Here is a 22,163-nt window from a genome sequence, read left to right as displayed (position 1 = left end):
GCTATTCAAAAGGGGCCTCCGCCGCGGTCAATTGCCAATTTTATGTCGCGATAATGTTCCGTCAATCTTGCCAGGTCAAAGGCCCTATTGAGTCCGCTTGGATTTGGGAGCACCCAGATCGATGCCCCCGCAAATTCGTCCGGCTGTCTACCCCATTCGACATGCGCTCGAAAACTGATGGCCGCGTATGCCGCCTTACCTAGAAACGCCAAATTCCTCGGTGCGAGCTTTCTTATCTTGTCTTCGAGCGCAGGAACCGCGGTGATGTAATCGCGCTTCTTGAGCTCGCTGGCGCTTTTCGTGGGACGGGAGACTGCCGATGTCAGGCCCAAGCCATATTTCAGTATCTCGCGCTCTTCGTCCGCCCGCAGCACGCGGGGAGTAAATCCGGCGAGATGCAGTACCCGCCAAAAGCGGCTGCTTCGGTTCGAGAAGTTGTGGCCGTCGCGATGAGCGGAAAGGGCGGGATTCAATCCGCAGAAGACCACGGAAAGATGAGGCGCAAGAATTTCCGACAGCGCGCTTGTCGTTGTAGGGTTATCCGTGCCCTTGGCTGTGGCACTATCTTGCATATCAAACTTCCTTACGGGAGCGGAGGCGAGGGCACTTAAAGCTATCGTTTGCTTTCATAGCAGAAACCGATGCGAAAAAATTCGCAGTCTCGCCATCCATCGCTCTCGGTCGGCCGATTCCGGCGCCTCGGTAGTCGGTCCGCTTCTCGCGCCGCGCCACGGCTTTCCTTGACCGCCGGCGGCAGCTTATCATTGCAAATCGGCCATCTCGTAAAACGGCCGGATTTCGATCTCGCTCGGTCCCGGCATGGGATTGGGGCAGCGTTTCACCCAGGCGACCGCCTCATCCATATCCTTGACGTCCCAGAGCCAGAAGCCGGCGACCATCTCGCTGCCGCCCGCGAAAGGCCCGTTGATGACCGTGCGGCCGGGGCCATCGAACGCAACACGCTTGCCCTGCGAGGTGGGCTTGAGCCCGGCGGCCGTGACGAAGATGCGGGCATCCTGCAGTTCGTCATTGAATCTGCCCATCGCCTCCATCATCTCCGCCTCCCAGGCCGTGCGGAGAAACCCCTTCTCACTGTCTTGCGTAGCCTTCACGAGCACCATCACACGCATTGTCTATCTCCTCGTTTGAACCGACCTCATTGGCCTGGCATTGGAACGACGGATGAGTTTCTTGATATCCGACATCGTCCTGTGATTTTTTCGGCGATTGAGCTTCAAAGCACGAATGGCTGCTTCCAGATGAGAGGTCGCGATGGCGCGATGAGCCTTCTCCCGTCGCGGTTCTTGCTATCAGCTACATTTTTCTCTATATTCGGAATATGCCGAATATACACAATAAATCGAACGAAGGTGAGCGGCGGTTCATTGAGGATGTGGCTCGGCTGCTCACGCCTTGGGGTGTGCCGCCCGTCGCCGCCCGGCTCTACGGGTATCTGCTTCTCTGTCCTCGCCCCGTCACGCTCGACCAAATCACCGAGGACCTTGAGATCAGCAAGAGCAGCGCAAGCGTGGCTGCCCGGCTGTTGGAAAGCTATACGCTCGCGCATCGCCATAGCGAGGCTGGAACGAAGCGTGCGCTATATGCCGTAGCCGACGACTACGAAGCCATGATCCAGCAGCAGAACCGTCTGCTCGATGCGTTGGCAGGGCAGTTAAACGCCGGTGCCAGGATCGCCGCGTCAGAGACGGCAAGCGTCCGCCTCGAGGAGATGGCGGATTTCTATCGGGTGATGCGTGGTGCCATGGAGACCGCCATGCGCCGCTGGAAGAGTGGTCGGCAACCGCGATGACGAGAGAATTCCAGCTGCGGTGCTCGCCACGTGGAAGACTTTAAGCTTCGACAGGAAAGGCAAGAAAATGGGTCTCGTTCTAAACCTCTTCGTCCAGACAATTGTCTGGTTCGGCTTCATGGGCGTGATCATCTTTGTTGCCGCAGGCACGACGGACTATACCGGCGGGTGGCTCTATCTCGGTGTGATGGTCGTGCTCTCAGTCGTTTTTGGGTTGCAGATGATGCGAGTCGATCCCGGCCTGCTTAAGGAGCGATTGAAGCCGCCTGTACAAAAAGACCAGCCGCTCGCGGACAAGCTGATTCTCATCCCGATCCTGCTCCTCATATTTGGAGGAATGGCCTTCATGGCGGCAGATGCGGCGCGCTGGCGCTGGTCAGCGATGCCATCTTCCGTGCAGTGGGCAGGATGCGGTCTCCTCTTGGCGTCGCTTTTGTTCATCTACTGGATCATGCGTACGAACAGCTTCGCAGCGCCGGTCGTGAAAATACAAAAGGATCGCGGGCAGGCGGTCATCACAACGGGCCCTTATGCCATCGTCCGCCATCCGATGTATTTCGGCACGCTCTTCTATATCGCGGGGACATCGCTCGTGCTCGGATCATGGTGGGGACTTGCGGCGATCCCTATCATCGCCGTGCTATTCGGCATCCGGATCGGCATCGAAGAAAAAACGCTGCGTACAGGTCTTGAGGGGTATGACGCTTATGCGCGCCGGGTGCGCCAGCGCCTAATTCCGTTCATCTGGTGAAACGGCCCACGCGCACGGGAAAGGCGGCAACCCATAAGTCAGAGGAGAAAATCGGAGTTCAAATCAAATGAAGGATCCCAAGGTAAAGGCCTGGCTCTCGCTTGTCATAAGCTTTGCCCTCATAACGCTAGCGCTCTTGCTCTCGGCGGGAACAGTTCTTTACTGGCAGGCATGGGTTTATCTCGGAGTCGGCGTTGTATCGAGTATCCCTCTTACGCTGTACATCGTGAGCGATCCGATACTCCTCGAGAACAGAACCAAGGCAGGACCGGGCGCAGAACAGCGGCTGACACAGAAGATCATTGTATTTGTCGCCGCTATCCCGGGTATTGCAACATTCGTCGTGCCGGGGCTTGACCATCGTTTCGGCTGGTCGAGCGTGCCGCCTTGGCTCTCTATAGCAGGCAATCTTTTGATACTGCTGAGCATGTGGATGGTATATCGTGTCTTCAAAGAAAACTCTTTCGGCTCTGCCACAGTCGAAATCGGCAAGGACCAAAAGGTAATCTCCACTGGCCCCTATGCTATAGTACGCAACCCGATGTATTCGAGCGCTGCGGCATATTTCATCGGCATGTCTTTGGCCCTCGGCTCTTATTGGGCGCTCATCCCCGCTATTTTCACAATTCTTGGTCTCGTCTGGCGACTGTTCGACGAAGAAAAATTCCTTGCCGAGAATCTGTCCGGCTATAGCGAATATTGCGCGAAAGTCCGCTGGCATCTCATACCTGGCGTCTTCTAGTCGCACCGCGTCCATCAACTGCTATCGCTCGCAAACGATTACGTCTCAAAAGTCGCGCTATGTGCGGCCGTCGCCTATGACGCCGACGCCGGCCCGGCCCCGGCAGCCGGCTCGTCGAATATCAACCTTATCGGGCGGGCGCGCCGAACTTCATGCGAGAATTGGGGAAATGGCTAATGCGGCGGGCGGAAAGTTTCGACTAACATCGAATGACTTAGTGCTTCGATATTGCGGTCCGCTGGCGCAGCGTCCCTGCACTCCCTCACTTGCCGTATGACGCAAGGAACACGCGCACGCCGGCTGCTGCGTGTCGCCGAAGCTCCGCCGGTTTCGGAATAGCATCGTCACCCAGCAGCATGGCCCTGTTCAACGGCTCACCCATGATCAACCAATTGAACTGGGAAGCGGCGACGGCTGGATCATCGATCGCAAGGAGACCGCGATCGGCCAAGCGTACGAACAGCGCGGCCATCGCCGCCATTGCGCGCTTGGGTCCACCATCAAAGAGCGCTTTCGCCAATTCGGGGAAACGACCGACCTCGCCGATCACCAGTCGGCGCAACTGCATGACGCGCGGTGTGAGCACAATGGTAAGCTGCCGGTACGCATAACGCTGGAGATATTCGGCAACATCTTCGCCATCGGCCAAGTCCGGCATCTCATTGTGAACCCTGTCGCCGGCACGGCTGGTTATGCTGACGATTTCGACGAACAGCGTCTCCTTGCCTGGAAAATTCTTGTAGACGGTCTGTTTCGACACCGCTGCAAGTGCTGCGATCTCATCCATATTGGTGGCTAGATAGCCCTTTTGCAGAAACACCTCTGTAGCCGCATCGAGGATGGCCCGCCGCTTTTGCGCTGACCGGCCCTGCTGAGCGAGCTCTTCTGAAACACTTGCCGATGGTGTGGTGGTCATTCCCCCGATTGACTCCCGGTACTGGACGGTCTAGTTTGATTTTGCATTTCGATGCAATGGGCAATCATATGGTGATTACCGTCAAATGATAAGTGTACCCGAGATGACCGCGACGTGCTCCTGCGGCAGCGTCGAACTCAAAGCGTTCGGCAAGCCGATCGTAAGCAGCGTCTGCTATTGCGACGACTGCCAGAAGGGCGCTGAGCAGATCGAATCTTTACCGAATGCTGGCGCCATACGCGACTCCGATGGCGGCACAGGATACATCCTCTATCGAAAAGACCGCTTCGACTGTTCCAAAGGCGCCGAATTGCTGAAGGGCTACAAGCTCAAGGAAACCTCCGCCACAAACAGGGTTGTCGCGACGTGCTGCAACTCGGCGGTGTTCATGAACTTCGATAGAGGCCCACACTGGGTTTCGGCATACAGAGCGCGATTTCGCGGAGAACTCCCGCCACTGCAGTTTCGGATTTGCACGAAGTTCAAGCCAGATAACACAATACTTCCCGACGACGTGCCGAGCTACCGCAGCTATGCTCCTGGCCTCATCGTCAGGCTGCTCGCGTCGCGCGTCGCGATGTTGCTAGGTCGATAAACCGGGCTCGTCTGATCGAAATTTCGGGTCGCCACATTCCGATTCTGGCAACTGACCGAGGACTTCCGTCCTATCGAAGACGTTCGATCACGAACGTCCTCCGTTCATGCACCGCAACATCCCTAGGGGGCCTATTATTCCCTTTCATTCCCACTCGATTTATTATCGTGCCTTGGAACTAATGACGCGCGAAACTGTTGAGTTATAAGTTTGATACGACGCTGACGTCGTGCCCGGCCGACTGGGTAAGCGGCGCCTTTGAGGAGTATCTCTTCATGAAGATTTCATCCAGATTTCGGTCAGTCGCGGTCGCCGCCGTCGCGGTGGCAGGCGTTAGCTTTGCCAGCGCCGCCTATGCCGATAGCGGTAGGATCAACTTCGCCGTCTACAAGGCGGCCTTTTTCGTCGGTGGTTCCGGCGGTGAGGGCACACTTACCTTCCATGGTCACCGCTATCCCGTTTCGATCGGCGGCATCTCGGGCGGCCTCGCCTTCGGTGCCTCCAAGACCTATTTCAGTGGTACCGTGCGCCACATACGCCACGCCCAAGATGTGACGGGCGTCTACGGTGCAGCCGGCGGTGGCGGCGCGGTCGGCAAAGGGGCGCAGATGATCGTCATGACCAATGACAAGGGCGCCCAACTCGAACTCACAGGCAGGCAGGTGGGTCTGCAGGTCAATGCCGATATCAGCGGCATGAGCATCACGGTGAAGTAAGGGCGCGACTCCGCCCATTATTCTCTGGATAGGTCCGATTTGCTGAATTAGCGATCGGACATGCCCAGGAAATGACGAACGGGGAGTGCGGCTTATTCTCACTCTCACTCGATTGTTTCACTCCGGACTGATTTTAAAAGGCAATTCATTCACACAGCTATCGTCGAATATATGGTCAAATTCGCGAGAATAGACGCTTTGATTAGGCCCGGGCGCTGGGCCTAATCAACCCAGGGCTGATTGAGCCAATGGCCAATGCCCTCCGAGGTTTCCTTTACTTCGAATTTCAAGAATTCGCGGACGAATCTGTCGCTCATGAGCCCCTCCGATGACCACAAAAGTGGGTGTCTGGGGGCCGCTGCGGGCGTGGGCCGCGACGCTTTAACGTCCTCTGCTAGACCGATTTGTCAGGATGGCGCTCGTAATGAGGTGAACGAGATGATCCGCCCGTGGCGCGAATGAGGGTTGGTCGACCGCCCAGCCGAGAGCCGTTATCATGGCGAACAGGTCGTCCCCATTCATATCGGCCCGCGCCGTTCCCTCGTTCTGAGCACGGAGCAGTAGTCGCGTGCCTGCCGAGTGCACCGCTGCGCATGAAGCATAGAGAGCGGAGTCCGGGTTCGTGTGGGCGGCTGCCATCATGGCGACAACGCCCTTATAGCTTTGGGTGAATGCCACCAATTCTCGAAACCAGGTGAGAAGTGCCTCGTCAGCCGAAGTCGACGTCTCGAGTTCGTCTGCCCTCCGTGTCAGTGCGTCCAAATTGGTACACAGCAACGCTTCGAACAGGGCTTCTCGCGTTGGGAAATGACGAAGCAGCGTGGCCAACCCGACGCCGGCCCGGCGGGCGATATCGCGCATCGACGCGTCGGCCCCATGCTCCGTGACGACATCACGCGCGACGTTAAGAATTTGGCTGCGATTTTTTTCTGCGTCGGCTCGCATGAACTGCCTTGCTAAATGGATCAGTGATCCGTATATGTGGAGCGGCGATCCGTTTATTAAAGCGGATCAATGATCCACTTGATACAGTGCGTGTGCGCAAAAGGCAACAGAGGTCGCCCTGCACGCCGAAAGGAGAAGTCATGGGAAAGCTTGAGGGTAAGGTTGCAGTCATCACCGGTGGGGCTACCGGCATCGGCCTCGGCGCGGCAAAGCGCTTCATCGAGGAGGGCGCCTTCGTCTTCATCTTCGGCCGCCGGCAGGAAGCGCTCGACGCCGCTGTCGCCGACCTCGGGCCCAATGCCCGCGCGGTAAAGGGCTCGGTCTCCGATCTGGCCGACCTCGACCGACTCTACGCGGCGGTGAAGGTCGAGCGCGGAACCCTCGACATCGTCTTCGCCAATGCCGGGGCGGGAAGCCCGCTTCCGCTCGGCAAGATCACCGCCGAGCACATTGACGAAACCTTCGACACCAATGTGAAGGGTACGATCTTCACGGTCCAGAAGGCGCTGCCGCTGATGGGCCAGGGCGGTTCTATCATCTTGACCGGATCGAGTGCCGGCACGACGGGCGCCCCGGGATTCAGCGCCTACAGCGCGAGCAAGGCGGCAGTGCGCAACCTCGCGCGGACCTGGGCGGAGGACCTGAAGGGCACCGGCATCCGGGTAAACGTGCTGTCGCCCGGGCCGACGGCGACCGAACTCGCGAAGGAAGCGCTGGGCGAGGAGGGCATGAAGGTCTTCGCCTCGATGAATCCGCTCCAGCGCATGGCCGATCCGGCGGAGATCGGGGCGGTGGCCGCCTTTCTCGCGTCGAAGGATAGCAGCTTCATGACCGCCAGCGAGGTCGCTGTCGACGGCGGGCTAGCGCAAATCTGAAGCGCCATGCGGCAGGTCACTCCACTGATCCGGTCATGCCGACATCCCACTGAGGAAAATCAAATGGAACAATCTCTTAAAGGAAAAACTGCTCTCGTTACCGGGGCATCGCGGGGCATTGGCCGCGCCATCGCCGAACGTCTAGCAAAGGATGGTGCGACGGTCGCGCTGACCTACAACGCCAGCAAATCTGGCGCAGACGAGGCGGTCGCGGCCATCGAGAAAGCTGGAGGCACTGCGTTCGCGATCCACGCGGACCTCGTTGACCCAGCGACCGTCCCGACCTTGTTCGAGAGACTCGACGACGAGTTCACCAAGCGGAACGGAAGCAAAGCCCTCGACATTCTGGTCAACAATGCTGGCAATTCCGGCTGGGTTGGCTTCAAAGACGCGACGCCGGACAGTTGGGACACCCTGATCGCGGTCTACGCCCGCGCGCCCTTCTTCATCGTTCAGGCCGCTCTGGATCGTCTCGCCGATGGTGGACGTATCATCAACATCTCTTCCGCTGCCGCCACGAAGCCCGTGACAGCCGCGCCCGTCTACTCGATGGCCAAAGCAGCCATCAACAACCTGACCCATGCGCTCGCGTCCGAGCTGGGGCCGCGCGGAATTACCGCGAACGCCGTAGCGCCGGGCTACACGCGAACGGACGTCAACGCCGCCATCCGAGAGAATCCCGAACTCGTAAAGGCAGTCGAGGCCGAAATCGCGCTGGGCCGCTTTGGCGAACCTTCGGAAATCGCCGCCGTCGTGGTGTTCTTGGCCTCCGATGAAGGCCACTGGGTGACCGGCCAGACGATTGAAGCGAGCGGCGGCTACAAGCTCTGACCACCCCAAAAATCCAAGGAGAATATATGAGCTACGCAATTATCGGCTTTGGCAAGATCGGCCACGCTCTTGCCAAGGCGTTTGCCCGCAACGGCATCGAAGTGTCCGTTGCAGCCACGCGTGACCCGGCAAGCTTTGCATCCGATGCAGCCGCAATCGGACCCGGGATCATTCCCAAAACCCTGGCGGAAGCCGTCAAGGCGGACATCATCTTTTTGGCTGTCCGATTCGAGTCGCACCCGGAGGTCGCGAAGGCGCTGCCCAACTGGAAGGGAAAGACCATCATCGATGCGATGAACACGTTAGCCCCGCTTGAGGAACTGGACGGTCTCCCGTCTTCTGCCGTCGTCGCGAAGGCGTTCACCGGCGCCAAGCTGGTGAAAGGCTTCAATCACCTGATTGCGGCCACCCTGGCTACCGATCCGATCGTCGAGGGCGGCCACCGGGTCGTCTTTCTGTCGAGCGACGACGGGGACGCGACCGCCCCAGTGGCGGCCTTGGCCAAACAACTCGGGTTCGCACCCGTCGAGCTGGGAAAGCTCACCGAGGGTGGCGCGCTGGTGCATGCACGCGGTCGCACTTGGGGCCAGCTCATCTTCCAGGATTTGTTCAAAAAGGAGCAGTAATCGCTCTAGGACCGGGTGATTTGGCCTGAGAGTCTATCGACTGCTGTCGACGGCCTAGGATGCGCCCGAGTGTCCTCTGCTATCCGATGCAACTCCCCCCGTCACTCCCACTCGATTGTGCCCGGCGGCTTCGACGTGACGTCGTAAACCACGCGGTTGATACCGCGCACTTCGTTGATGATGCGGGTCGCCGCGCGGCCGAGGAATTCCATGTCGTAGTGGTAGAAATCGGCCGTCATGCCGTCGACGGAGGTTACGGCGCGGAGCGCGCAGACGAATTCGTAGGTGCGGCCGTCACCCATGACGCCGACGGTCTGGACCGGCAGCAGCACGGCGAAGGCCTGCCAAATGGCGTCGTAGAGGCCGGCCTTGCGGATTTCGTCGAGATAGATGGCGTCGGCCTCGCGCAGGATTTCCAGCTTCTCGCGCGTGATGCCGCCCGGGCAGCGGATGGCAAGACCGGGGCCGGGGAAGGGGTGGCGCCCGATGAAGCTGTCGGGCAGGCCGAGTTCCTTGCCGAGCACGCGCACTTCGTCCTTGAAAAGTTCGCGCAGCGGCTCGACAAGCTGCATCTTCATGCGCTCCGGCAGGCCGCCGACATTGTGGTGCGATTTGATCGTGACTGAGGGGCCTCCCGTGAAGGAAACGCTCTCGATGACATCTGGATAAAGCGTGCCCTGACCGAGGAAATCGGCGCCGCCGAGCTTCTTGGCTTCCTCCTCGAAGGTCTCGATGAAGAGCCGGCCGATGATCTTGCGCTTGGTCTCGGGGTCGCTGACGCCCTCCAGCTCGCCGATGAAGCGGTCGGAGGCATCGACGTGCAGCAAATGCAGATTGTAATGCTCGCGGAACATCGCGACGACGCTTGCCGCTTCGTCCTTGCGCATCAGGCCGTGGTCGACGAGGATGCAGGTGAGCTGGTCGCCCACCGCCTCGTGGATCAGCAGCGCGGCAACGGAGGAATCGACGCCGCCGGACAGCGCGCAGATGACACGCTTGTCGCCGACCTGATCGCGGATCGCCTGCACCGCCTTGGCACGATAGGCCGACATCGACCAGTCGCCCTTGATGCCCGCGATATTGTGGATGAAGTTGCTGATCAGCTTGGCGCCGTCGGGCGTATGCACCACTTCCGGATGGAACTGCACGCCGTAATATTTGCGTTTCTCGTCGGCAATGAAGGCAAACGGCGCATTCGAAGAGGTGGCGACGACTTCGAAGCCTTCCGGCAGCGCGGTGACCCGATCGCCGTGGCTCATCCAGACCTGATGGCGGGAGCCGGAAGACCAGAGGCCTTCGAACAAGGCGCAATCGATGTTGACATCGAGGAAGGCGCGGCCGAATTCACGGTGATGGCCGCTCTCCACTTTGCCGCCGAGCTGCATGCACATGGTCTGCTGGCCGTAGCAGATGCCGAAGACCGGCAGGCCGCTGTCGAAGATGATCTGCGGCGCTCGCGGCGAGCCTTCGTCCACGGTCGAGGCCGGGCTGCCGGACAGGATTACGGCCTTCGGCTGCAGCCGCTTGAAAGCGGCTTCGGCGGATTGGAAGGGCACGATCTCGCAATAGACGCCCGCTTCACGCACGCGCCGTGCGATAAGCTGCGTCACCTGGCTGCCAAAATCGACGATGAGAACGGTATCTGGATGTGCTGTCTGGGTCATGGCGAGCCTTTAATGAAAAGCGCTTTCCCTGGCAATCGGGCAAATCACGCGACGGCCGATTTTATTGTCCCGATTGTATTAGCCGGCACGCCGTCTCAGAACCAGAATACGCCGTCCTCCAGCGCGGTAAACAGCCCGTCGACCGCATAAGAGAGCTTGCGGTCGATGACGTGCAGGTACTCCGTCCAGCCGGAAATATGCTGCAGCTCGATCGCGCCGTCCGAAATGCCGCGCAGGCCGATCAGCGGCCGATCATAGATCTGGCAGACGCGCAGCACGGAGAAGGTTTCCATATCCACCATGTCAGCGGCGATCCGCCCATAAGCATCGGCGCCGGAGATGACATTGCCGCCGGTCGAGAGACTCGCTTCCGGGACAGCGGGAATGCGCAACGGCAGCTCGACGGTCGCGGGCAGGTCGAGGAAAGGCGTGCGCCCTTTCTCAAAGCCCAGCGGCGAAGCGTCCATGTCGCGATACGAAACCGAGGTCACCTGATAGACCTCCGTCTGTTCCAGCTTCGAGGAACCGGCTGACCCGAGCGAAACCACCATGTCTGGCAAATCGTCCTGCGCTTCCAGCTGACCGAGCGCCCGCGTCATGGCGATGGCCGCTTCGACAGGGCCGACGCCGGTCATCAGCGGATCGATGCGGGAGCGCAGGAAGGGCCCGTATTCCGCCTCCGCCGCCATGACGAACAGAATCGATTTTCCCGACACGCGTTTCAGTTCGAATTTCATCCGGTAATTCCCTCTCGGCCTCGGATGACCATCATCGTCCCGGTCATAGAGGCAATCAGCTTGGCAGGTCCGTCGCTGATGGCATAGGCCCTTCCATCTGCGACGATGATGGTGGTGCCGGGTTTGGTGATTTCACCGCGAAAGAGAAAGCGCTCCCCCCGTCCTGGCGACATCAGATTGACCTTGAATTCGATGGTGAGGATCGAAGCCGAAGGATCGATGACGCTATAGGCGGCAAAACCGCAGGCCGAATCCAGCGCCGCCGCGATGATGCCGGCATGCAAGATACCATGCTGCTGCGTCAGCTTCACGTCGAATGGCATCTCGATCTCGACCATGCCATGCTCGACGCGCGTCAGCTCCGCGCCGATCGTCGCCATCGCCGCCTGCCGCCCGAAACTCGTTCGAATTCGCGCCCGAAAGTCGCCGCTGTTTTCCTCTGTCATCCCGTTCCCTTTCGCGGGTGCGAAATTGACATGGAGAGGCGGTTTGGACAAGGGCGATGCGATCGAATTCGATCTTCGAGGAATGATGTATGATCGGCTTGTTTTCCTGTGGCCGTCAGTTTTCCATAATGCGCATCAAGAGATTCGAGGAGAACCGAGATGACGACGATCCTGCAGTCGACCAAGGCCTTTGAAACCTGGATGCGGGCGCAACTCGGCGCCGACCTTGTGGAGACCGATCTCCAAAAGAAGTACAAGAAGATGAAGAGCGGCGGCTTCGCCTTCCTGCGCGCCACCTATTGGCGCTGGGCCGAGACGATCTTCGACATCTGCCCCGATCTTGCGAGCGCTCCGCAGGTGCTGGCGATCGGCGATACGCATCTGGAGAATTTCGGCACCTGGCGCGACGAGGAGGGGCGGTTGGTCTGGGGTGCCAATGATTTCGACGATGCCGCCGTCATGCCCTATGCGCTCGACCTCGTGCGCCTGGCGACGAGCGCGATCCTGGCGCGAAGCGACACCGCCTTGCCACCGCGCGCGATCGCCGAGGCGATCCTGGGCGGCTATCGTCGCGGTTTGAAAGCGCCTGCGCCCGTCATTCTCGAGCGTGATTACAAGTGGCTGCGCAACGACGTGCTTCTCTCGAATGGCGAGCGCGAGGCGTTCTGGGACAAATATCGCGACCTACCGCTCTCCGCCAAACCTGTGCCCACGCGCTATCTTGAGGCGCTGCGACGGTCGCTGCCGGATGAGGGGCTCTCCTTCGTCGCCAAGCCCCGCGCGGCCGGTACCGGCAGTCTCGGTCGGCCGCGCTTCGTCATCGACGTCGAGTGGCGCGGCGGGCCGGTCATCCGCGAGGTCAAGGCGCTCGCCCAGTCCGTATGGTCACTCGAGCACAATCCATCCGATACGACGATCCACACGGCCGTCATCGCCTCGGGCCGCGCCCGCTCTCCCGATCCGCATTACCAGCTAACCGATAATCTGTTGGTCCGGCGCCTGTCGCCGAACAGCCGCAAGATCGAAGTTGAGGGCGATGCGCAAATCCTGCTGTCGCCGGCCATGCTCGACCTGATGGGCTTCGAGATCGCCAATTGCCACGCCGATGACGCCTCCCGCATTCCAGGGATCCTGGCTGACCTCGACAAGCGGGAGGCCGACTGGCTGAGGAATTCCGCCAAAGCGGCTGCGGCTGTGATCGGCATGGAACAGGCCGAATTTGCGAGGAAGGGCTAGACCGGCAAAACCCGGTCAATGCCCAGCGGCTTCCAGGATCAGACGGGCGATCGTATCGGGATGCGAGATCAGCGAGAGATGGCTGGCCTTCACTTCAATAGTCTTGGCGCCCATACGCCTGGCCATGAAGCGTTCCAGATCCGGATTGATCGTTCTGTCCTCAGTGGAGACTGCATACCAGCTCGGCTTGCTGCGCCAGGCGGCTTGGGTCGTCTTCCCGGTCAGCAAAGCCTTTTGGAAGGGCTCCTGCACGGCGTAAAGCACCTCTGCCTTGGCCTTGGGCAGGTCGCCGGCGAAGTCACGCAGGAAAGCTTCCTCCGTCAGCCGTCCTTCATCGCCGTCGAAGACGATGCCTGCCGAAGCAGGGGGTGTCGGATAGGTCTTGGCGAGCGCCGTATAGTCTTCGCCTGCATCCGGTGCGCGGGCCGCGACATAGACCAGCGAAGAGACCTTCGGATGCACGCCGGCTTCGGTCACGATCATGCCGGAGAAGGAATGGCCGACGAGGACCGTCGGGCCGTCCTGGCGATCGAGAACCCGTTGAGCGGCCGCGACCGCTTCGGGAAGCGTCGTCAATGGATTCTGCACCGCCGTGCACTTCAGCCCCTTGGCCTGCAGCCGCGCGATGACTTCCGTCCAGCAGGAGCCGTCTGCGAAGAGCCCATGGGCAAGGACGACGTTGCGAGCCTTCAATGGCGCCGGGATTGCTGAGCCCGAGGCCGGCTCGCCGGCGGCCATGCCGCGTGTGGAAATCAGGGAGGCGGCGGCGCCGGCAACGAGTGCGGTTGCGAAATTCCGTCTGGTCATCATCATGATCGTGATCCTTATGGCGTGAGGATAAAACAGAGAGCCGTCCGCGCCGGATGTCGGAGCGGTGAGCTTCTTGAAGGTTTCGCATTTCCGGGGCGGCATCTGTCCGAACATACGGATCAAATTTGCTCGTCCTGCATTCCGATTGAGTACTGAGGCTGCTTCGTGTATGCAAAAACGTATTCGATGGCTATTTATGTATTCTTAATCGCATTATTGGTCAATAACTGGATGCGTAACGGTTGCGTGATGCGGTGTCTGTATGCGAAGGTGATGCGAGAGGATATTTTTGCATACAAGCCACAATGGATATCGGAGACCTGGGAATGACAGATGGATTGGATGGCCCGGCTGAAGATCGCGAATTGTTGTTCGATCGTATCCGCAATGCGCTCGCCGACGAGATCGCGACCGGTAAGCTGGAGGCGGGCGCCGCACTGGACGAGCAGCAGCTTGCCGATCGCTTCGGTGCCTCGCGCACCCCGGTTCGCGAGGCATTGAGGCAGCTGGCGGCGAACGGTCTGGTCGAAGTGCGCGCGCGGCGCGGGGTCGTCGTTGCCCGCATGACGCCCGAACGCATCATGGACATGTTCGAGACGGCAGCCGAAATCGAGGCTATGTGCGTAAGGCTCGCCACCTATCGCATGACGCCCCTGGAGCGTAGTCACCTGATCGAACTGCACGATGCATCAGAAGCTATCGTGAAAAAGGGCGATTTCGATAGTTACGATACATTCAATCGCGCGTTCCACGAAGCGATCTATCACGCGACCCACAACGGCTTCCTCGCAGAACAGGCGATCGCGATACGCAATCGTCTGATGGCCTTCCGACGCGCTCAGTTGCGGCAGGAGGAGCGTCTCGATCGATCCCGGGCGGAGCATGAAGCCATCATGCAGGCAATCGCAGAGGGTGATGGGGAAATGGCGTCGCGGCGCATGCGAGCGCATATGCTGAACGCGGCGACGGCGTTGCGGCGCTTCATTGAAGCCAACAAGTTCGGTTAAAGCAATTCCAGGAAAAGTGTGCGGCGGTTTTTCCGTCCGGAATTGCCAAAGAACAAGGAGATAGAGCGTCCGGATCAGCCGCGGGCGATGCGCACGATATGTTGGTCCCAGGCGACATCGCTGTGCTCGCTCAGGAAATCGCCGCGATAGGACGATACCGCAAACCCATGCTCGGCCGGCGCTATACCCGCCGCATCCGGCACGCTCTCGACCTTCAACACCGCCCCGGTCTTCGCATCGAGTGTTACAGATGTGCCTTCGACGGGTGATGTCACGCCGACGAGGTTTTCGGCGCGGTTGACGGCGATGGCGCCGACGTAATTGCCAAGGGCGCGCGTGGTGTCATCGGGCAGGGGGACGAAGGTCAAGTCCTCGCCCTTGGCAAAGTGGCCGATGAGCGGCGGCAGGTCGTTGCGGTGGCCTTCATATTGGCAGGCGAACCAGATGCGGCCTTGCGCATCGATGTCGACATGCCGGGTGGAGACCTGGGCATATTGTGGCGGCAAGGCGTGTTTCTCGATCAGCCGGCCGGTTGCCGCGTCGATCAGCGTCAGCGATGGCTCCATGTGGTCGAGATTGAGCTTGGTGCGGCCGAAATCCGGATGGGTTTCGATGCCGCCATTGGCGACGATCAACAGTTTCCCGTCGTCGGAAACGGTCATGTCATGCGGGCCTGTGCCATAGGTTTCGTATTCGCCGATGCGGGCGAAGCGGTTGCGGGCGTCGTAGATGCCAATCATGCCCCTATTGTTGTCGAAGTCGTTCTCGCTGGCATAAAGCAGCTTTCCATCGGGCGAAAACGTGCCGTGGCCGTAGAAATGTCGGCCTTCCCGCGAGGTGATGACGATCGGCTCGCCCTTGTTCCAGGGATCGAAGATCATCGCATAGGTGCCGGGGCGGCGGGCGAAGGCGACGGTCTTGCCGGTGACCTTGGAAAAGGCCATGCCATGGGCGCGGGCGGGCAGCGCCACCTGATCAAGGATTTGGCCGCGCTCGGCGACCGTCGCCACCGAGAAGGTGCCGTCCGATGCGCGGATGCCGGAGGCGTAGACCGCATCGGCCCGCTCCAGCGCCATCAGTGCACCCGGCTTCAAGGCCGCCAGGAAAGTCAGCCCCGCCGCCCTGACGAAGGCCCTGCGATCGATCAACGCACTTTGCATCGCCATCAATCTCCGTCGGCGAAGGAGAAACCGGCGGAAAGGCCGATTGCGCCGCCGTAATCGTCGCTGAAAGCACTGGTGAGGTCGCGGCTGACATTCAGCAGTTTATCGATCTTGGCACGCTCGGCATCATTGCCGATCGCCGCTTCGACATCGGGATTGACCGCCGGCGCGGTGACGGTCAGTTCCTTCAGCAGCGTGTCGATCTTGTCGGCAATATTGCGCTTGTCGGCGGGCAGGAGGTCGGCCATGCCGGCCTTTTCCCACAGCGTTTTCAGGCCTTCGAGATTGCCTGACAACGAGGTCCAGGTGTCGCCGGAGCGCCAGTAGATCGCCATCTTCGGCCGTGCCGTCGCGGGATCGCCCTTGTAGAACGTCTCGAGCCGCTGATCCCTGACATTCTCCGCGCCATGCACGAGGATACCAAGGAGCGCCGTCACGGCTTCCTTGTTGTCCATGAAGTCATCGCTGGTCTTGCCGGGGTTTTTCCAGGACTTCTGCACGCCGTTCGGATCGTCCCATTCGTCGGCGATGTCCTTGGCCGTGTTTTCGATATTGCCGGCGACAGCCGCACCATAGCGGCAGCGGAATCCTTGCTTTTCGGTGCTGAGCACGGTGGAGCCGTTGCCGTAAAGCACATATTCCAGCGCCGTCAGGCTCATCAGCGCCACGCTCTTGCCGGCGACCGCCTCGACCGTGGTGTCGTGCTCGTCGGCCTTGGCGATCAGCGCCTGTACCTGTCGAAGGCCGACACCCTTGCGGTCGGGATAGAAGAGGATGTGTTCGAAGCGGTTCTTTTCGATGATCGGCCCGGTCCGCACGATCTCGATGCGCGACCAGCTTTTGACCGTTTCGCCGAAGGCGGACTGCGCGTTGGCAAGACTTGCAGCGGAAGGATCGGCGCAGAGCGCCTTCATCGCCGTGGTCAGCTTCGAGGCGCTGTCATGCATGGCCCGATATCCGGGGCGGATGACGTCATCGACCGCCTTCTGCAACACCGCCGGCACTGCTGCTTCGTTCAGCCCGGCGCCATTGACTGTCGCTTGCTGGGCGCTGGCGGGCAGCGCCGCGAGGCTAAGGAGAAGGCTTGCCGCGATGGGTTTCCAGTGGCGCATCAGAGGGACTCCAGAAAATTGATGAGCGCTTGCCTGTCGTCCTTCGACAGGTTTGCGAATGTATTGCGGGCCTTTTCGGCCTCTCCTCCGTGCCAGAGGATGGCTTCGGTGAGTGTGCGAGCGCGGCCGTCATGCAGGTAGGCCTGCTGGCCGCTCACCGTTTGCGTCAGCCCTATACCCCAGAGCGGCGGCGTGCGCCAATCGCGTCCGGATGCCACACCGACCTGCTGTCCGTCCGAAAGTCCGTCGCCCATGTCGTGCAGCAGGAAATCGGAATAGGGCCAGATGAGCTGGAAGGCCTGCGCCGTCGCCTTGCCGTCACTACCCTTGAGATCGTCGCGGGTAACGAATTTCGGCGTGTGACAGGCGGCGCAGCCGGATTGATAGAAGATGTCCTTGCCATTCAGCACGTCGGGAAAGCTCGCCTTGCGGCGGGCAGGCACTGCGAGATTTTCGGAATAGAAGGTGACGAGATCGAGGATCGGCCCCGGTGCTTCCGTATCGCCGAGACGTTTCTGCACGCCGGTTGGCATGGCGAGGCAATGGGCTTCCTTGGCGGTGCAGTCGCCATGGGCATTCGGCCGGTCGGGGGTGGAAATGCCGATATCGTTGACGAAAGCGTCCGCGACCTGATCGCGCACGGTGGCGTTCTGCGCCTTCCAGCCGAAACGGCCGAGCGCGAGCTGGCCGGTGCGATGATCGCGGACGATGGCTGCGCGGCCGCGAATGCCGTCGCCGTCCTTGTCGTCGGGATCGGCATGGGCGAGAATATCGGCATCGGCAATGGCTTCGATCAGGCCGAGGCCGATCATCGGGGGTGCGACACGCGGCGAGACCGTCGTCGTTTCGCCGAGCGGACCGTAGGCCAGGTCGGTCGCCGAATAATGCGGTTTGCTCAGAGAAACGGTTTCGCCCCCTGCTAGCGTCACCGTTTCCTCGGTATAGGTGACGGCCACCTTGCCCTCTGCGGCGAGGCCTGGCACTGCGAGATCCTGCAACTGGACGCCATAGGTCGGGTCCGGAAAATTGAGCGCCTTGAAATCCTCGACGGCCTGTTCCTCTTCCGGCGTGATTGCCGTTCGGGCCAGCCGCAGCACCATCGACGTGGCGGGAGCTCCCGCCGTCTCCAGCGGATGGCCCCGGCCATCCCTGATATGACAGCTCTGGCAGGAGCGCGCGTTGAACAGCGGCCCCAGCCCATCGGTTGCCTGCGTGGAGGAGGGCGAGGAGACCCAGAGCTGGCGAAACAGCGCATTGCCGAGATGGAAATTCTCTTCGCGTTCCAGACCCAGATTGGCGGATGGTTGCGAAAAGATATTGCGGCTGACAGGGGCGATCGACGTGGTCGCGCCACTCTCCATCGCCTCATAGGGCTCAGCCTTGGAAAAATCCGCAGTCGGGCGGGTAACGTCCTGAACTCGCTTCAGGGTGTCGACCGACAGATCAGTGCGGACGGTTGGGAGATTCAGCACCTCGGCTGTCGCCAGCGTTACGGCAAAAACCACAAAGCCCGCTGCAATGGCGGGCAAGAATGCGCGGCTGACCGGAATGCGGATCATCTGGTTCAGGGCTGCAGCACCGTCGGATGCCGCCGCCCTCCTTTGTTACTTCTTGAAGACGGCGTTAGGATTATCGAGACTGTCCGAGCCTTCAAGCTTGATCGTGCCGAGATCGAGGTCGGCGACAACGCGCTGGATGGTCTTCGTCTGGTCGAGCAGGCCGTCGATCGCCTTCTGAACGGTGGCGTTGCCTTCCGTATTGCCCTCGGCGATCATCTGGTCGTACTTCTCGACGGTCTCGCCGCGATGAACCATGGCCTTCATGGCATCGAGCGTCGCGTTCAGCTTGCCTTCCATCTCCTTGTCCAACGCCTTATCCTTGGCGGCAACGAGATCGTGCAGCGACGGACCCCTCATCTTGGTGCCGTCGACGCGCGTGTAGTTGCCGTTATAGGCGGCAGCGATCCCGATAGCGGCATTGTTGTGGGAGTTGTAGGTGTTGTCGGAGAAGCAATCGTGCTCCTGCTCCGGATCGTGCAGCAGCAGACCGAGCTTCATGCGCTCGCCGGCGAGTTCGCCATAGGAGAGCGAGCCCATGCCGGTCAGGATGGCGGCAAGGCCAGCCTTCGGATCGGCTTCGATATGCTTGGTGGCTTCGCCATCCGGCGCCCAGTCATTCGTCATCTCCTGCATGGCGGAGACGAGCAGGGTCGAGGCCGATTTCAGATATTCGCCGCGGCGGTCGCAATTGCCGTGTGTGCAATTCTTCAGATCGTAATCGGTGACGGGGCGCTCGCCGGCGCCCGGGCCGGTGCCATGCAGGTCCTGGCCCCAGAGCAGGAATTCGATGGCGTGGTAGCCGGTCGCGACGTTGGCTTCGACGCCGCCGGCCTGCTGCAGCGTCCCGGAGAGGAATTCCGGCGTCAGATGCGAAGCGTCGACATCCTTGCCGTTGATCTTGATTGTCTTGTTGGCGATGACGTTGGCGACATAAAGCGAATTTTCATCGCTCTCGGTGCCGTAGGAGGCGTCGACATAATCGATGAGGCCTTCGTCGAGCGGCCAGGAATTCACCGCGCCTTCCCAATCGTCGACGATCGGGTTGCCGAAGCGGTAGACTTCCGTCTGCTCGTAGGGAACGCGGGCCTTGATCCAGGCGGCCTGGGCAGCCTTCAATGTCTTGTCGCTGGGATTGGCAAGCAATGCATCGATCGCCTTGTCCAATGCCTGCGCCGTAATCAGCGCGTCCTGATATTTGGCATGCCCCACGTCGACATAATGCTTGATGATGGCGGCCGGCTCGGGGGCGGCTGCGAGCGCCGGAAGGGTGGACATGGCAGTCGACGCGACCGCCAGCGCCAGGGTGGCGCCTAAATTGGCTTTCAGTTTCATAATCCTCTCCTGTGACAGCGAGCGCGCCGTCCGAAACTTGGCAATTTGTGTCATGTATTAAAAACAAACTGGTGTCAAACACTCTAGTTTGGAATGATTTTAAGGCAGGAGATTGTTCGGCTCGGCGTCGGCAACGGAGTCGATTTGCCAGAAAGGGCGGCAGATGCTGGTCGGAAACGGGCTCATCTGCCGACGGACATCGTCCAGTTGATGGCCCTCGGCTCGCGTCAGTCGGGCTTTGACACCATTTGCGGGTGGCGGAGTGAGCCTTCCTACCCCTTCCGCCGCAAGCGACAGAAGAAGAAGCCGTCGGTATCGGTCGAAGCCGGCGTCAGCGTGATGGTCTTGCCGTCCGAAGAATGCGGCTTGGGCGTGTCGCTGCCGAATAAATTCTCCCAGGAACTCAGCGCCTCAACCACCTCGAAGTCCGGATTGTTGGCCGCGAAGCGGTTGACCTGCATTTCATTCTCTTCCGGCAGGACCGAGCAGGTGACATAGAGCAGCATACCGCCAGGGCGGACGAATTCGCCGGCCTGGGCGAGTGCCTCCTGCTGCTGGCTGGTTCGCTCGTCGAGGTTCTTCTGCGTCAGCCGCCATTTTGTATCGGGGCGGCGGCGCCAGGTGCCTGTGCCGGTGCAGGGGGCGTCCACCAGCACCTTGTCGAATTTGCCGCGCAGCGGGAGCAGGCCACTTTTTTCGTCATGAACCTGAACATTGCGCGTGCCGGCGCGCTTCAAACGCTCGATGATCGGAGCCAATCGCCGGCGATCGGAATCATAGGCATGGACCTGGCCCTTATTGTGCATCGCCGCCGACATGGCGAGCGTCTTGCCGCCGCCGCCGGCGCAATAGTCGAGCACCTGGTCGCCCTCTTCGGGAAGAACGAGATCGGCAACGATCTGCGACCCCTCGTCCTGCACCTCGAACCAGCCCTTCTGGAAGGAAAGCTCGGCGGTGACATTCGGCAGGCGCGATGCGCCTTCGCCGGCGGGGATGCGGATGCCGTAGCGGGCGATTTTCGAGGCATGGGCACCAGCGCGTTCCAGCGCCTTCACTGCCTTGTCGCGGCTGGCCTTCAGTACATTGGCGCGCAGATCCAGCGTCGGCCGTTCTGCCAATGCCCGCGCCTCGGCAAGCCAGCCGTCGCCGAATGCCTGCTGGAAGGAATGCTCGACCCATTCCGGAATGTCGCCCTGAATGTGGCTAGGCGCACCCTCGATCTTGCGGGCGGCATAGTCTGCCAGCGCCTCGGCGCTTGGCGGTTCGGGCGCGAATTTGTCGCCTTCGAGTTCGGCAGCCAGCGCCTCCGGGCTCAGGCCCCATTGCCGAAAAAGCACGGCATGGGCAAGCGCGGAGGGGCTGTCGTCGCCCATCAGCCAGGCATGCGACAGCCGCATGCGTAGAGCGTCGTAGACGATGTTGCCGATTGCGGCTCGGTCACCCGAGCCGGCAAAGCGGTGGGCCAGTCCCCAATCCTTCAGGGCGTCGGCCACCGGTCGCTTGCGCGCTTCGATATCGGCAAGAACTTCGATGGCACCCTGCAGCCGGCCGCCCAGACGCATTCACTATTCTCCTGCTTGCGCACGGCCCCGAAATCACGCGGATTGCCGGAAAGGCCCATGCGCCCACCAAAGTGTCACTGACACCTCATCAATCCGCACGAATTAAGCACGTTGCGGCAGATTATTGAGACGTCCCAACCGCGTGGTAGCCGCGATTGACGGAGAGAGCAAGCGTCACACCAAAACGCCGGGATTCATCCCAGCGATTCCATCGGTCACTTCGAGGCGACGACCTCGTAACAGACGTTCGCCGTGCCGGAGGCGACCATGCCGATATCCTGTGCTGCAGCACGGGATAGATCCAGGACGCGCCCTCGAATAAAGGGACCGCGATCGTTGACGCGAACGACGACGCTCCGGCCGTTATGTTTGTTGGTCACCCTCAGACGCGTGCCGAAGGCAAGTGAGCGGTGGGCGGCAGTAAAAGTACCCGAGCTCATACGTTCCCCGGAAGCAGTCTTGGAATGTCCCCCGTACCATGATGCACCCCCGCATCCCGTTGCTGCAAACGCGTCCGTGGAGAGGATAGCAAATGCAGCGGATATAGTTGCGATGACAGCAATAGAACGATTGATTTTCTTCAAACCGATTTTCCCTCAAACAATTGAACTTGCGCCTTGTGAGCGGCGGGGGCTTAAATCGGGCGAAAAATGGCGAAAAAGCGCCTGGGCTTATCACGGAGTGTTACAACCTGTAACATTCGTGATTTACCGCATATTATATTATAA

General features: G+C 60.4%; 24 protein-coding genes. 10 read left to right on the top strand and 14 right to left on the bottom strand.

Features of this window, described 5'->3' with window-relative positions; all coding sequences use genetic code 11:
• Positions 1–5: 5 nt before the first annotated feature.
• Together mug and PY649_RS14085 are read right to left on the bottom strand one after the other, a co-directional pair.
• Positions 6–572: a G/U mismatch-specific DNA glycosylase gene (mug, locus tag PY649_RS14090; protein WP_285869097.1), complete on the bottom strand. Its 567-nt coding sequence runs from the start codon at positions 570–572 to the stop codon at positions 6–8.
• A gap of 189 nt (positions 573–761) precedes the next feature.
• Complete coding sequence (locus PY649_RS14085) at positions 762–1,130, bottom strand: YciI family protein (protein WP_285869096.1); 369 nt, start codon at positions 1,128–1,130, stop codon at positions 762–764.
• A 209-nt stretch (positions 1,131–1,339) separates the two neighbouring features.
• On the opposite strand from PY649_RS14085, the gene PY649_RS14080 reads away from it, so the two are divergent.
• From PY649_RS14080 to PY649_RS14070, 3 genes are all read left to right on the top strand, one after another.
• A complete protein-coding gene (locus PY649_RS14080) occupies positions 1,340–1,810 on the top strand; it encodes a GbsR/MarR family transcriptional regulator (protein WP_285869095.1) in 471 nt (156 codons plus the stop codon).
• Between the two features lie 67 nt (positions 1,811–1,877).
• On the top strand, positions 1,878–2,561 hold the full coding sequence (locus PY649_RS14075; RefSeq protein WP_285869094.1) for a methyltransferase family protein: 684 nt from the start codon (positions 1,878–1,880) through the stop codon (positions 2,559–2,561).
• Between the two features lie 67 nt (positions 2,562–2,628).
• On the top strand, positions 2,629–3,303 hold the full coding sequence (locus PY649_RS14070) for a methyltransferase family protein (protein WP_285869093.1): 675 nt from the start codon (positions 2,629–2,631) through the stop codon (positions 3,301–3,303).
• A 262-nt stretch (positions 3,304–3,565) separates the two neighbouring features.
• On the opposite strand, the gene PY649_RS14065 is transcribed toward PY649_RS14070, so the two are convergent.
• Entirely contained in the window at positions 3,566–4,219 is a 654-nt protein-coding gene (locus tag PY649_RS14065; RefSeq protein ID WP_285869091.1) for a TetR/AcrR family transcriptional regulator, read from the bottom strand.
• Positions 4,220–4,322: 103 nt separating this feature from the next.
• Here PY649_RS14065 and PY649_RS14060 point away from each other — a divergent pair, with 103 nt between their 5' ends.
• On the top strand, positions 4,323–4,814 hold the full coding sequence (locus tag PY649_RS14060) for a GFA family protein (protein ID WP_285869089.1): 492 nt from the start codon (positions 4,323–4,325) through the stop codon (positions 4,812–4,814).
• Positions 4,815–5,089: 275 nt separating this feature from the next.
• Complete coding sequence (locus PY649_RS14055; RefSeq protein ID WP_285869088.1) at positions 5,090–5,530, top strand: lipid-binding SYLF domain-containing protein; 441 nt, start codon at positions 5,090–5,092, stop codon at positions 5,528–5,530.
• Positions 5,531–5,911: 381 nt separating this feature from the next.
• Here the strand turns inward: PY649_RS14055 and PY649_RS14050 are convergent, their stop codons facing one another.
• Positions 5,912–6,475 carry a TetR/AcrR family transcriptional regulator gene (locus PY649_RS14050; RefSeq protein WP_285869087.1) on the bottom strand — a complete coding sequence of 188 codons (564 nt, stop codon included), beginning with the start codon at positions 6,473–6,475 and terminating at the stop codon, positions 5,912–5,914.
• Between the two features lie 140 nt (positions 6,476–6,615).
• Between PY649_RS14050 and PY649_RS14045 the strand changes: the two genes are divergently transcribed.
• The 3 genes from PY649_RS14045 to PY649_RS14035 all read left to right on the top strand — a co-directional run bounded on the left by PY649_RS14045 (position 6,616) and on the right by PY649_RS14035 (position 8,807).
• Positions 6,616–7,350: an SDR family NAD(P)-dependent oxidoreductase gene (locus PY649_RS14045; RefSeq protein WP_285869086.1), complete on the top strand. Its 735-nt coding sequence runs from the start codon at positions 6,616–6,618 to the stop codon at positions 7,348–7,350.
• 63 nt (positions 7,351–7,413) lie between these two features.
• A complete protein-coding gene (locus tag PY649_RS14040; protein WP_285869085.1) occupies positions 7,414–8,181 on the top strand; it encodes an SDR family NAD(P)-dependent oxidoreductase in 768 nt (255 codons plus the stop codon).
• Between the two features lie 26 nt (positions 8,182–8,207).
• Entirely contained in the window at positions 8,208–8,807 is a 600-nt protein-coding gene (locus tag PY649_RS14035; RefSeq protein ID WP_285869084.1) for an NADPH-dependent F420 reductase, read from the top strand.
• 101 nt (positions 8,808–8,908) lie between these two features.
• Here the strand turns inward: PY649_RS14035 and guaA are convergent, their stop codons facing one another.
• The 3 genes from guaA to PY649_RS14020 form a co-directional block, all read right to left on the bottom strand.
• Positions 8,909–10,471 carry a glutamine-hydrolyzing GMP synthase gene (gene guaA / locus PY649_RS14030; protein ID WP_285869083.1) on the bottom strand — a complete coding sequence of 521 codons (1,563 nt, stop codon included), beginning with the start codon at positions 10,469–10,471 and terminating at the stop codon, positions 8,909–8,911.
• Positions 10,472–10,566: 95 nt separating this feature from the next.
• Positions 10,567–11,208, bottom strand: coding sequence for a 5'-methylthioadenosine/S-adenosylhomocysteine nucleosidase (locus PY649_RS14025; RefSeq protein ID WP_285869081.1), 642 nt, complete (start codon positions 11,206–11,208; stop codon positions 10,567–10,569).
• Complete coding sequence (locus PY649_RS14020) at positions 11,205–11,654, bottom strand: PaaI family thioesterase (protein WP_285869080.1); 450 nt, start codon at positions 11,652–11,654, stop codon at positions 11,205–11,207. Before PY649_RS14020 ends, PY649_RS14025 begins: the two co-directional genes overlap by 4 nt.
• Positions 11,655–11,813: 159 nt before the next feature.
• Here PY649_RS14020 and PY649_RS14015 point away from each other — a divergent pair, with 159 nt between their 5' ends.
• Complete coding sequence (locus PY649_RS14015; protein WP_285869079.1) at positions 11,814–12,890, top strand: DUF2252 family protein; 1,077 nt, start codon at positions 11,814–11,816, stop codon at positions 12,888–12,890.
• A 15-nt stretch (positions 12,891–12,905) separates the two neighbouring features.
• Here the strand turns inward: PY649_RS14015 and PY649_RS14010 are convergent, their stop codons facing one another.
• On the bottom strand, positions 12,906–13,703 hold the full coding sequence (locus tag PY649_RS14010; RefSeq protein WP_285869078.1) for an alpha/beta fold hydrolase: 798 nt from the start codon (positions 13,701–13,703) through the stop codon (positions 12,906–12,908).
• A 323-nt stretch (positions 13,704–14,026) separates the two neighbouring features.
• On the opposite strand from PY649_RS14010, the gene PY649_RS14005 reads away from it, so the two are divergent.
• Positions 14,027–14,707: a GntR family transcriptional regulator gene (locus tag PY649_RS14005; protein ID WP_285869077.1), complete on the top strand. Its 681-nt coding sequence runs from the start codon at positions 14,027–14,029 to the stop codon at positions 14,705–14,707.
• Between the two features lie 74 nt (positions 14,708–14,781).
• Here PY649_RS14005 and PY649_RS14000 read toward each other — a convergent pair whose 3' ends face one another.
• The 6 genes from PY649_RS14000 to PY649_RS13975 form a co-directional block, all read right to left on the bottom strand.
• Positions 14,782–15,867, bottom strand: a complete 1,086-nt coding sequence (locus PY649_RS14000; protein WP_285869413.1) for a DUF1513 domain-containing protein — start codon at positions 15,865–15,867, stop codon at positions 14,782–14,784.
• A 5-nt stretch (positions 15,868–15,872) separates the two neighbouring features.
• Complete coding sequence (locus PY649_RS13995) at positions 15,873–16,982, bottom strand: imelysin family protein (protein WP_285869076.1); 1,110 nt, start codon at positions 16,980–16,982, stop codon at positions 15,873–15,875.
• Complete coding sequence (locus PY649_RS13990) at positions 16,982–18,541, bottom strand: di-heme oxidoreductase family protein (RefSeq protein WP_285869075.1); 1,560 nt, start codon at positions 18,539–18,541, stop codon at positions 16,982–16,984. The genes PY649_RS13995 and PY649_RS13990 overlap by 1 nt, the downstream gene beginning before the upstream one ends.
• A gap of 45 nt (positions 18,542–18,586) precedes the next feature.
• On the bottom strand, positions 18,587–19,873 hold the full coding sequence (locus tag PY649_RS13985; RefSeq protein WP_285869074.1) for an imelysin family protein: 1,287 nt from the start codon (positions 19,871–19,873) through the stop codon (positions 18,587–18,589).
• A 272-nt stretch (positions 19,874–20,145) separates the two neighbouring features.
• Positions 20,146–21,435 (bottom strand): RsmB/NOP family class I SAM-dependent RNA methyltransferase, encoded by a 1,290-nt coding sequence (locus tag PY649_RS13980; RefSeq protein WP_285869073.1) that lies wholly within the window; start codon positions 21,433–21,435, stop codon positions 20,146–20,148.
• Positions 21,436–21,650: 215 nt separating this feature from the next.
• Complete coding sequence (locus PY649_RS13975) at positions 21,651–22,019, bottom strand: septal ring lytic transglycosylase RlpA family protein (protein ID WP_285869071.1); 369 nt, start codon at positions 22,017–22,019, stop codon at positions 21,651–21,653.
• Between the last annotated feature and the right edge of the window lie 144 nt (positions 22,020–22,163).

Source organism: Rhizobium mayense, assembly GCF_030272705.1.
GTDB classification, from domain to species: domain Bacteria; phylum Pseudomonadota; class Alphaproteobacteria; order Rhizobiales; family Rhizobiaceae; genus Rhizobium; species Rhizobium mayense.
Note: the sequence above shows the minus strand (reverse complement) of the source record. Positions and strands in the feature narration are given on the sequence as shown.

Excerpts from the sequence above, each read along its gene's own strand:
- PY649_RS14035 (WP_285869084.1), top strand. The coding sequence starts at position 8,208 with ATGAGCTACGCAATTATCGGCTTTGGCAAGATCGGCCACGCTCTTGCC.
- PY649_RS14070 (WP_285869093.1), top strand. The coding sequence starts at position 2,629 with ATGAAGGATCCCAAGGTAAAGGCCTGGCTCTCGCTTGTCATAAGCTTT.
- PY649_RS14020 (WP_285869080.1), bottom strand. The coding sequence starts at position 11,654 with ATGACAGAGGAAAACAGCGGCGACTTTCGGGCGCGAATTCGAACGAGT.
- PY649_RS14055 (WP_285869088.1), top strand. The coding sequence starts at position 5,090 with ATGAAGATTTCATCCAGATTTCGGTCAGTCGCGGTCGCCGCCGTCGCG.
- PY649_RS14080 (WP_285869095.1), top strand. The coding sequence starts at position 1,340 with ATGCCGAATATACACAATAAATCGAACGAAGGTGAGCGGCGGTTCATT.
- PY649_RS14040 (WP_285869085.1), top strand. The coding sequence starts at position 7,414 with ATGGAACAATCTCTTAAAGGAAAAACTGCTCTCGTTACCGGGGCATCG.
- PY649_RS14025 (WP_285869081.1), bottom strand. The coding sequence starts at position 11,208 with ATGAAATTCGAACTGAAACGCGTGTCGGGAAAATCGATTCTGTTCGTC.
- PY649_RS13980 (WP_285869073.1), bottom strand. The coding sequence starts at position 21,435 with ATGCGTCTGGGCGGCCGGCTGCAGGGTGCCATCGAAGTTCTTGCCGAT.
- PY649_RS14085 (WP_285869096.1), bottom strand. The coding sequence starts at position 1,130 with ATGCGTGTGATGGTGCTCGTGAAGGCTACGCAAGACAGTGAGAAGGGG.
- PY649_RS13985 (WP_285869074.1), bottom strand. The coding sequence starts at position 19,873 with ATGAAACTGAAAGCCAATTTAGGCGCCACCCTGGCGCTGGCGGTCGCG.
- PY649_RS14000 (WP_285869413.1), bottom strand. The coding sequence starts at position 15,867 with ATGCAAAGTGCGTTGATCGATCGCAGGGCCTTCGTCAGGGCGGCGGGG.
- PY649_RS14065 (WP_285869091.1), bottom strand. The coding sequence starts at position 4,219 with ATGACCACCACACCATCGGCAAGTGTTTCAGAAGAGCTCGCTCAGCAG.
- PY649_RS14045 (WP_285869086.1), top strand. The coding sequence starts at position 6,616 with ATGGGAAAGCTTGAGGGTAAGGTTGCAGTCATCACCGGTGGGGCTACC.
- PY649_RS14015 (WP_285869079.1), top strand. The coding sequence starts at position 11,814 with ATGACGACGATCCTGCAGTCGACCAAGGCCTTTGAAACCTGGATGCGG.
- PY649_RS14010 (WP_285869078.1), bottom strand. The coding sequence starts at position 13,703 with ATGATGATGACCAGACGGAATTTCGCAACCGCACTCGTTGCCGGCGCC.
- PY649_RS13995 (WP_285869076.1), bottom strand. The coding sequence starts at position 16,982 with ATGCGCCACTGGAAACCCATCGCGGCAAGCCTTCTCCTTAGCCTCGCG.
- PY649_RS14050 (WP_285869087.1), bottom strand. The coding sequence starts at position 6,475 with ATGCGAGCCGACGCAGAAAAAAATCGCAGCCAAATTCTTAACGTCGCG.
- PY649_RS13990 (WP_285869075.1), bottom strand. The coding sequence starts at position 18,541 with ATGATCCGCATTCCGGTCAGCCGCGCATTCTTGCCCGCCATTGCAGCG.
- mug (WP_285869097.1), bottom strand. The coding sequence starts at position 572 with ATGCAAGATAGTGCCACAGCCAAGGGCACGGATAACCCTACAACGACA.
- guaA (WP_285869083.1), bottom strand. The coding sequence starts at position 10,471 with ATGACCCAGACAGCACATCCAGATACCGTTCTCATCGTCGATTTTGGC.
- PY649_RS14075 (WP_285869094.1), top strand. The coding sequence starts at position 1,878 with ATGGGTCTCGTTCTAAACCTCTTCGTCCAGACAATTGTCTGGTTCGGC.
- PY649_RS14005 (WP_285869077.1), top strand. The coding sequence starts at position 14,027 with ATGACAGATGGATTGGATGGCCCGGCTGAAGATCGCGAATTGTTGTTC.
- PY649_RS14060 (WP_285869089.1), top strand. The coding sequence starts at position 4,323 with ATGACCGCGACGTGCTCCTGCGGCAGCGTCGAACTCAAAGCGTTCGGC.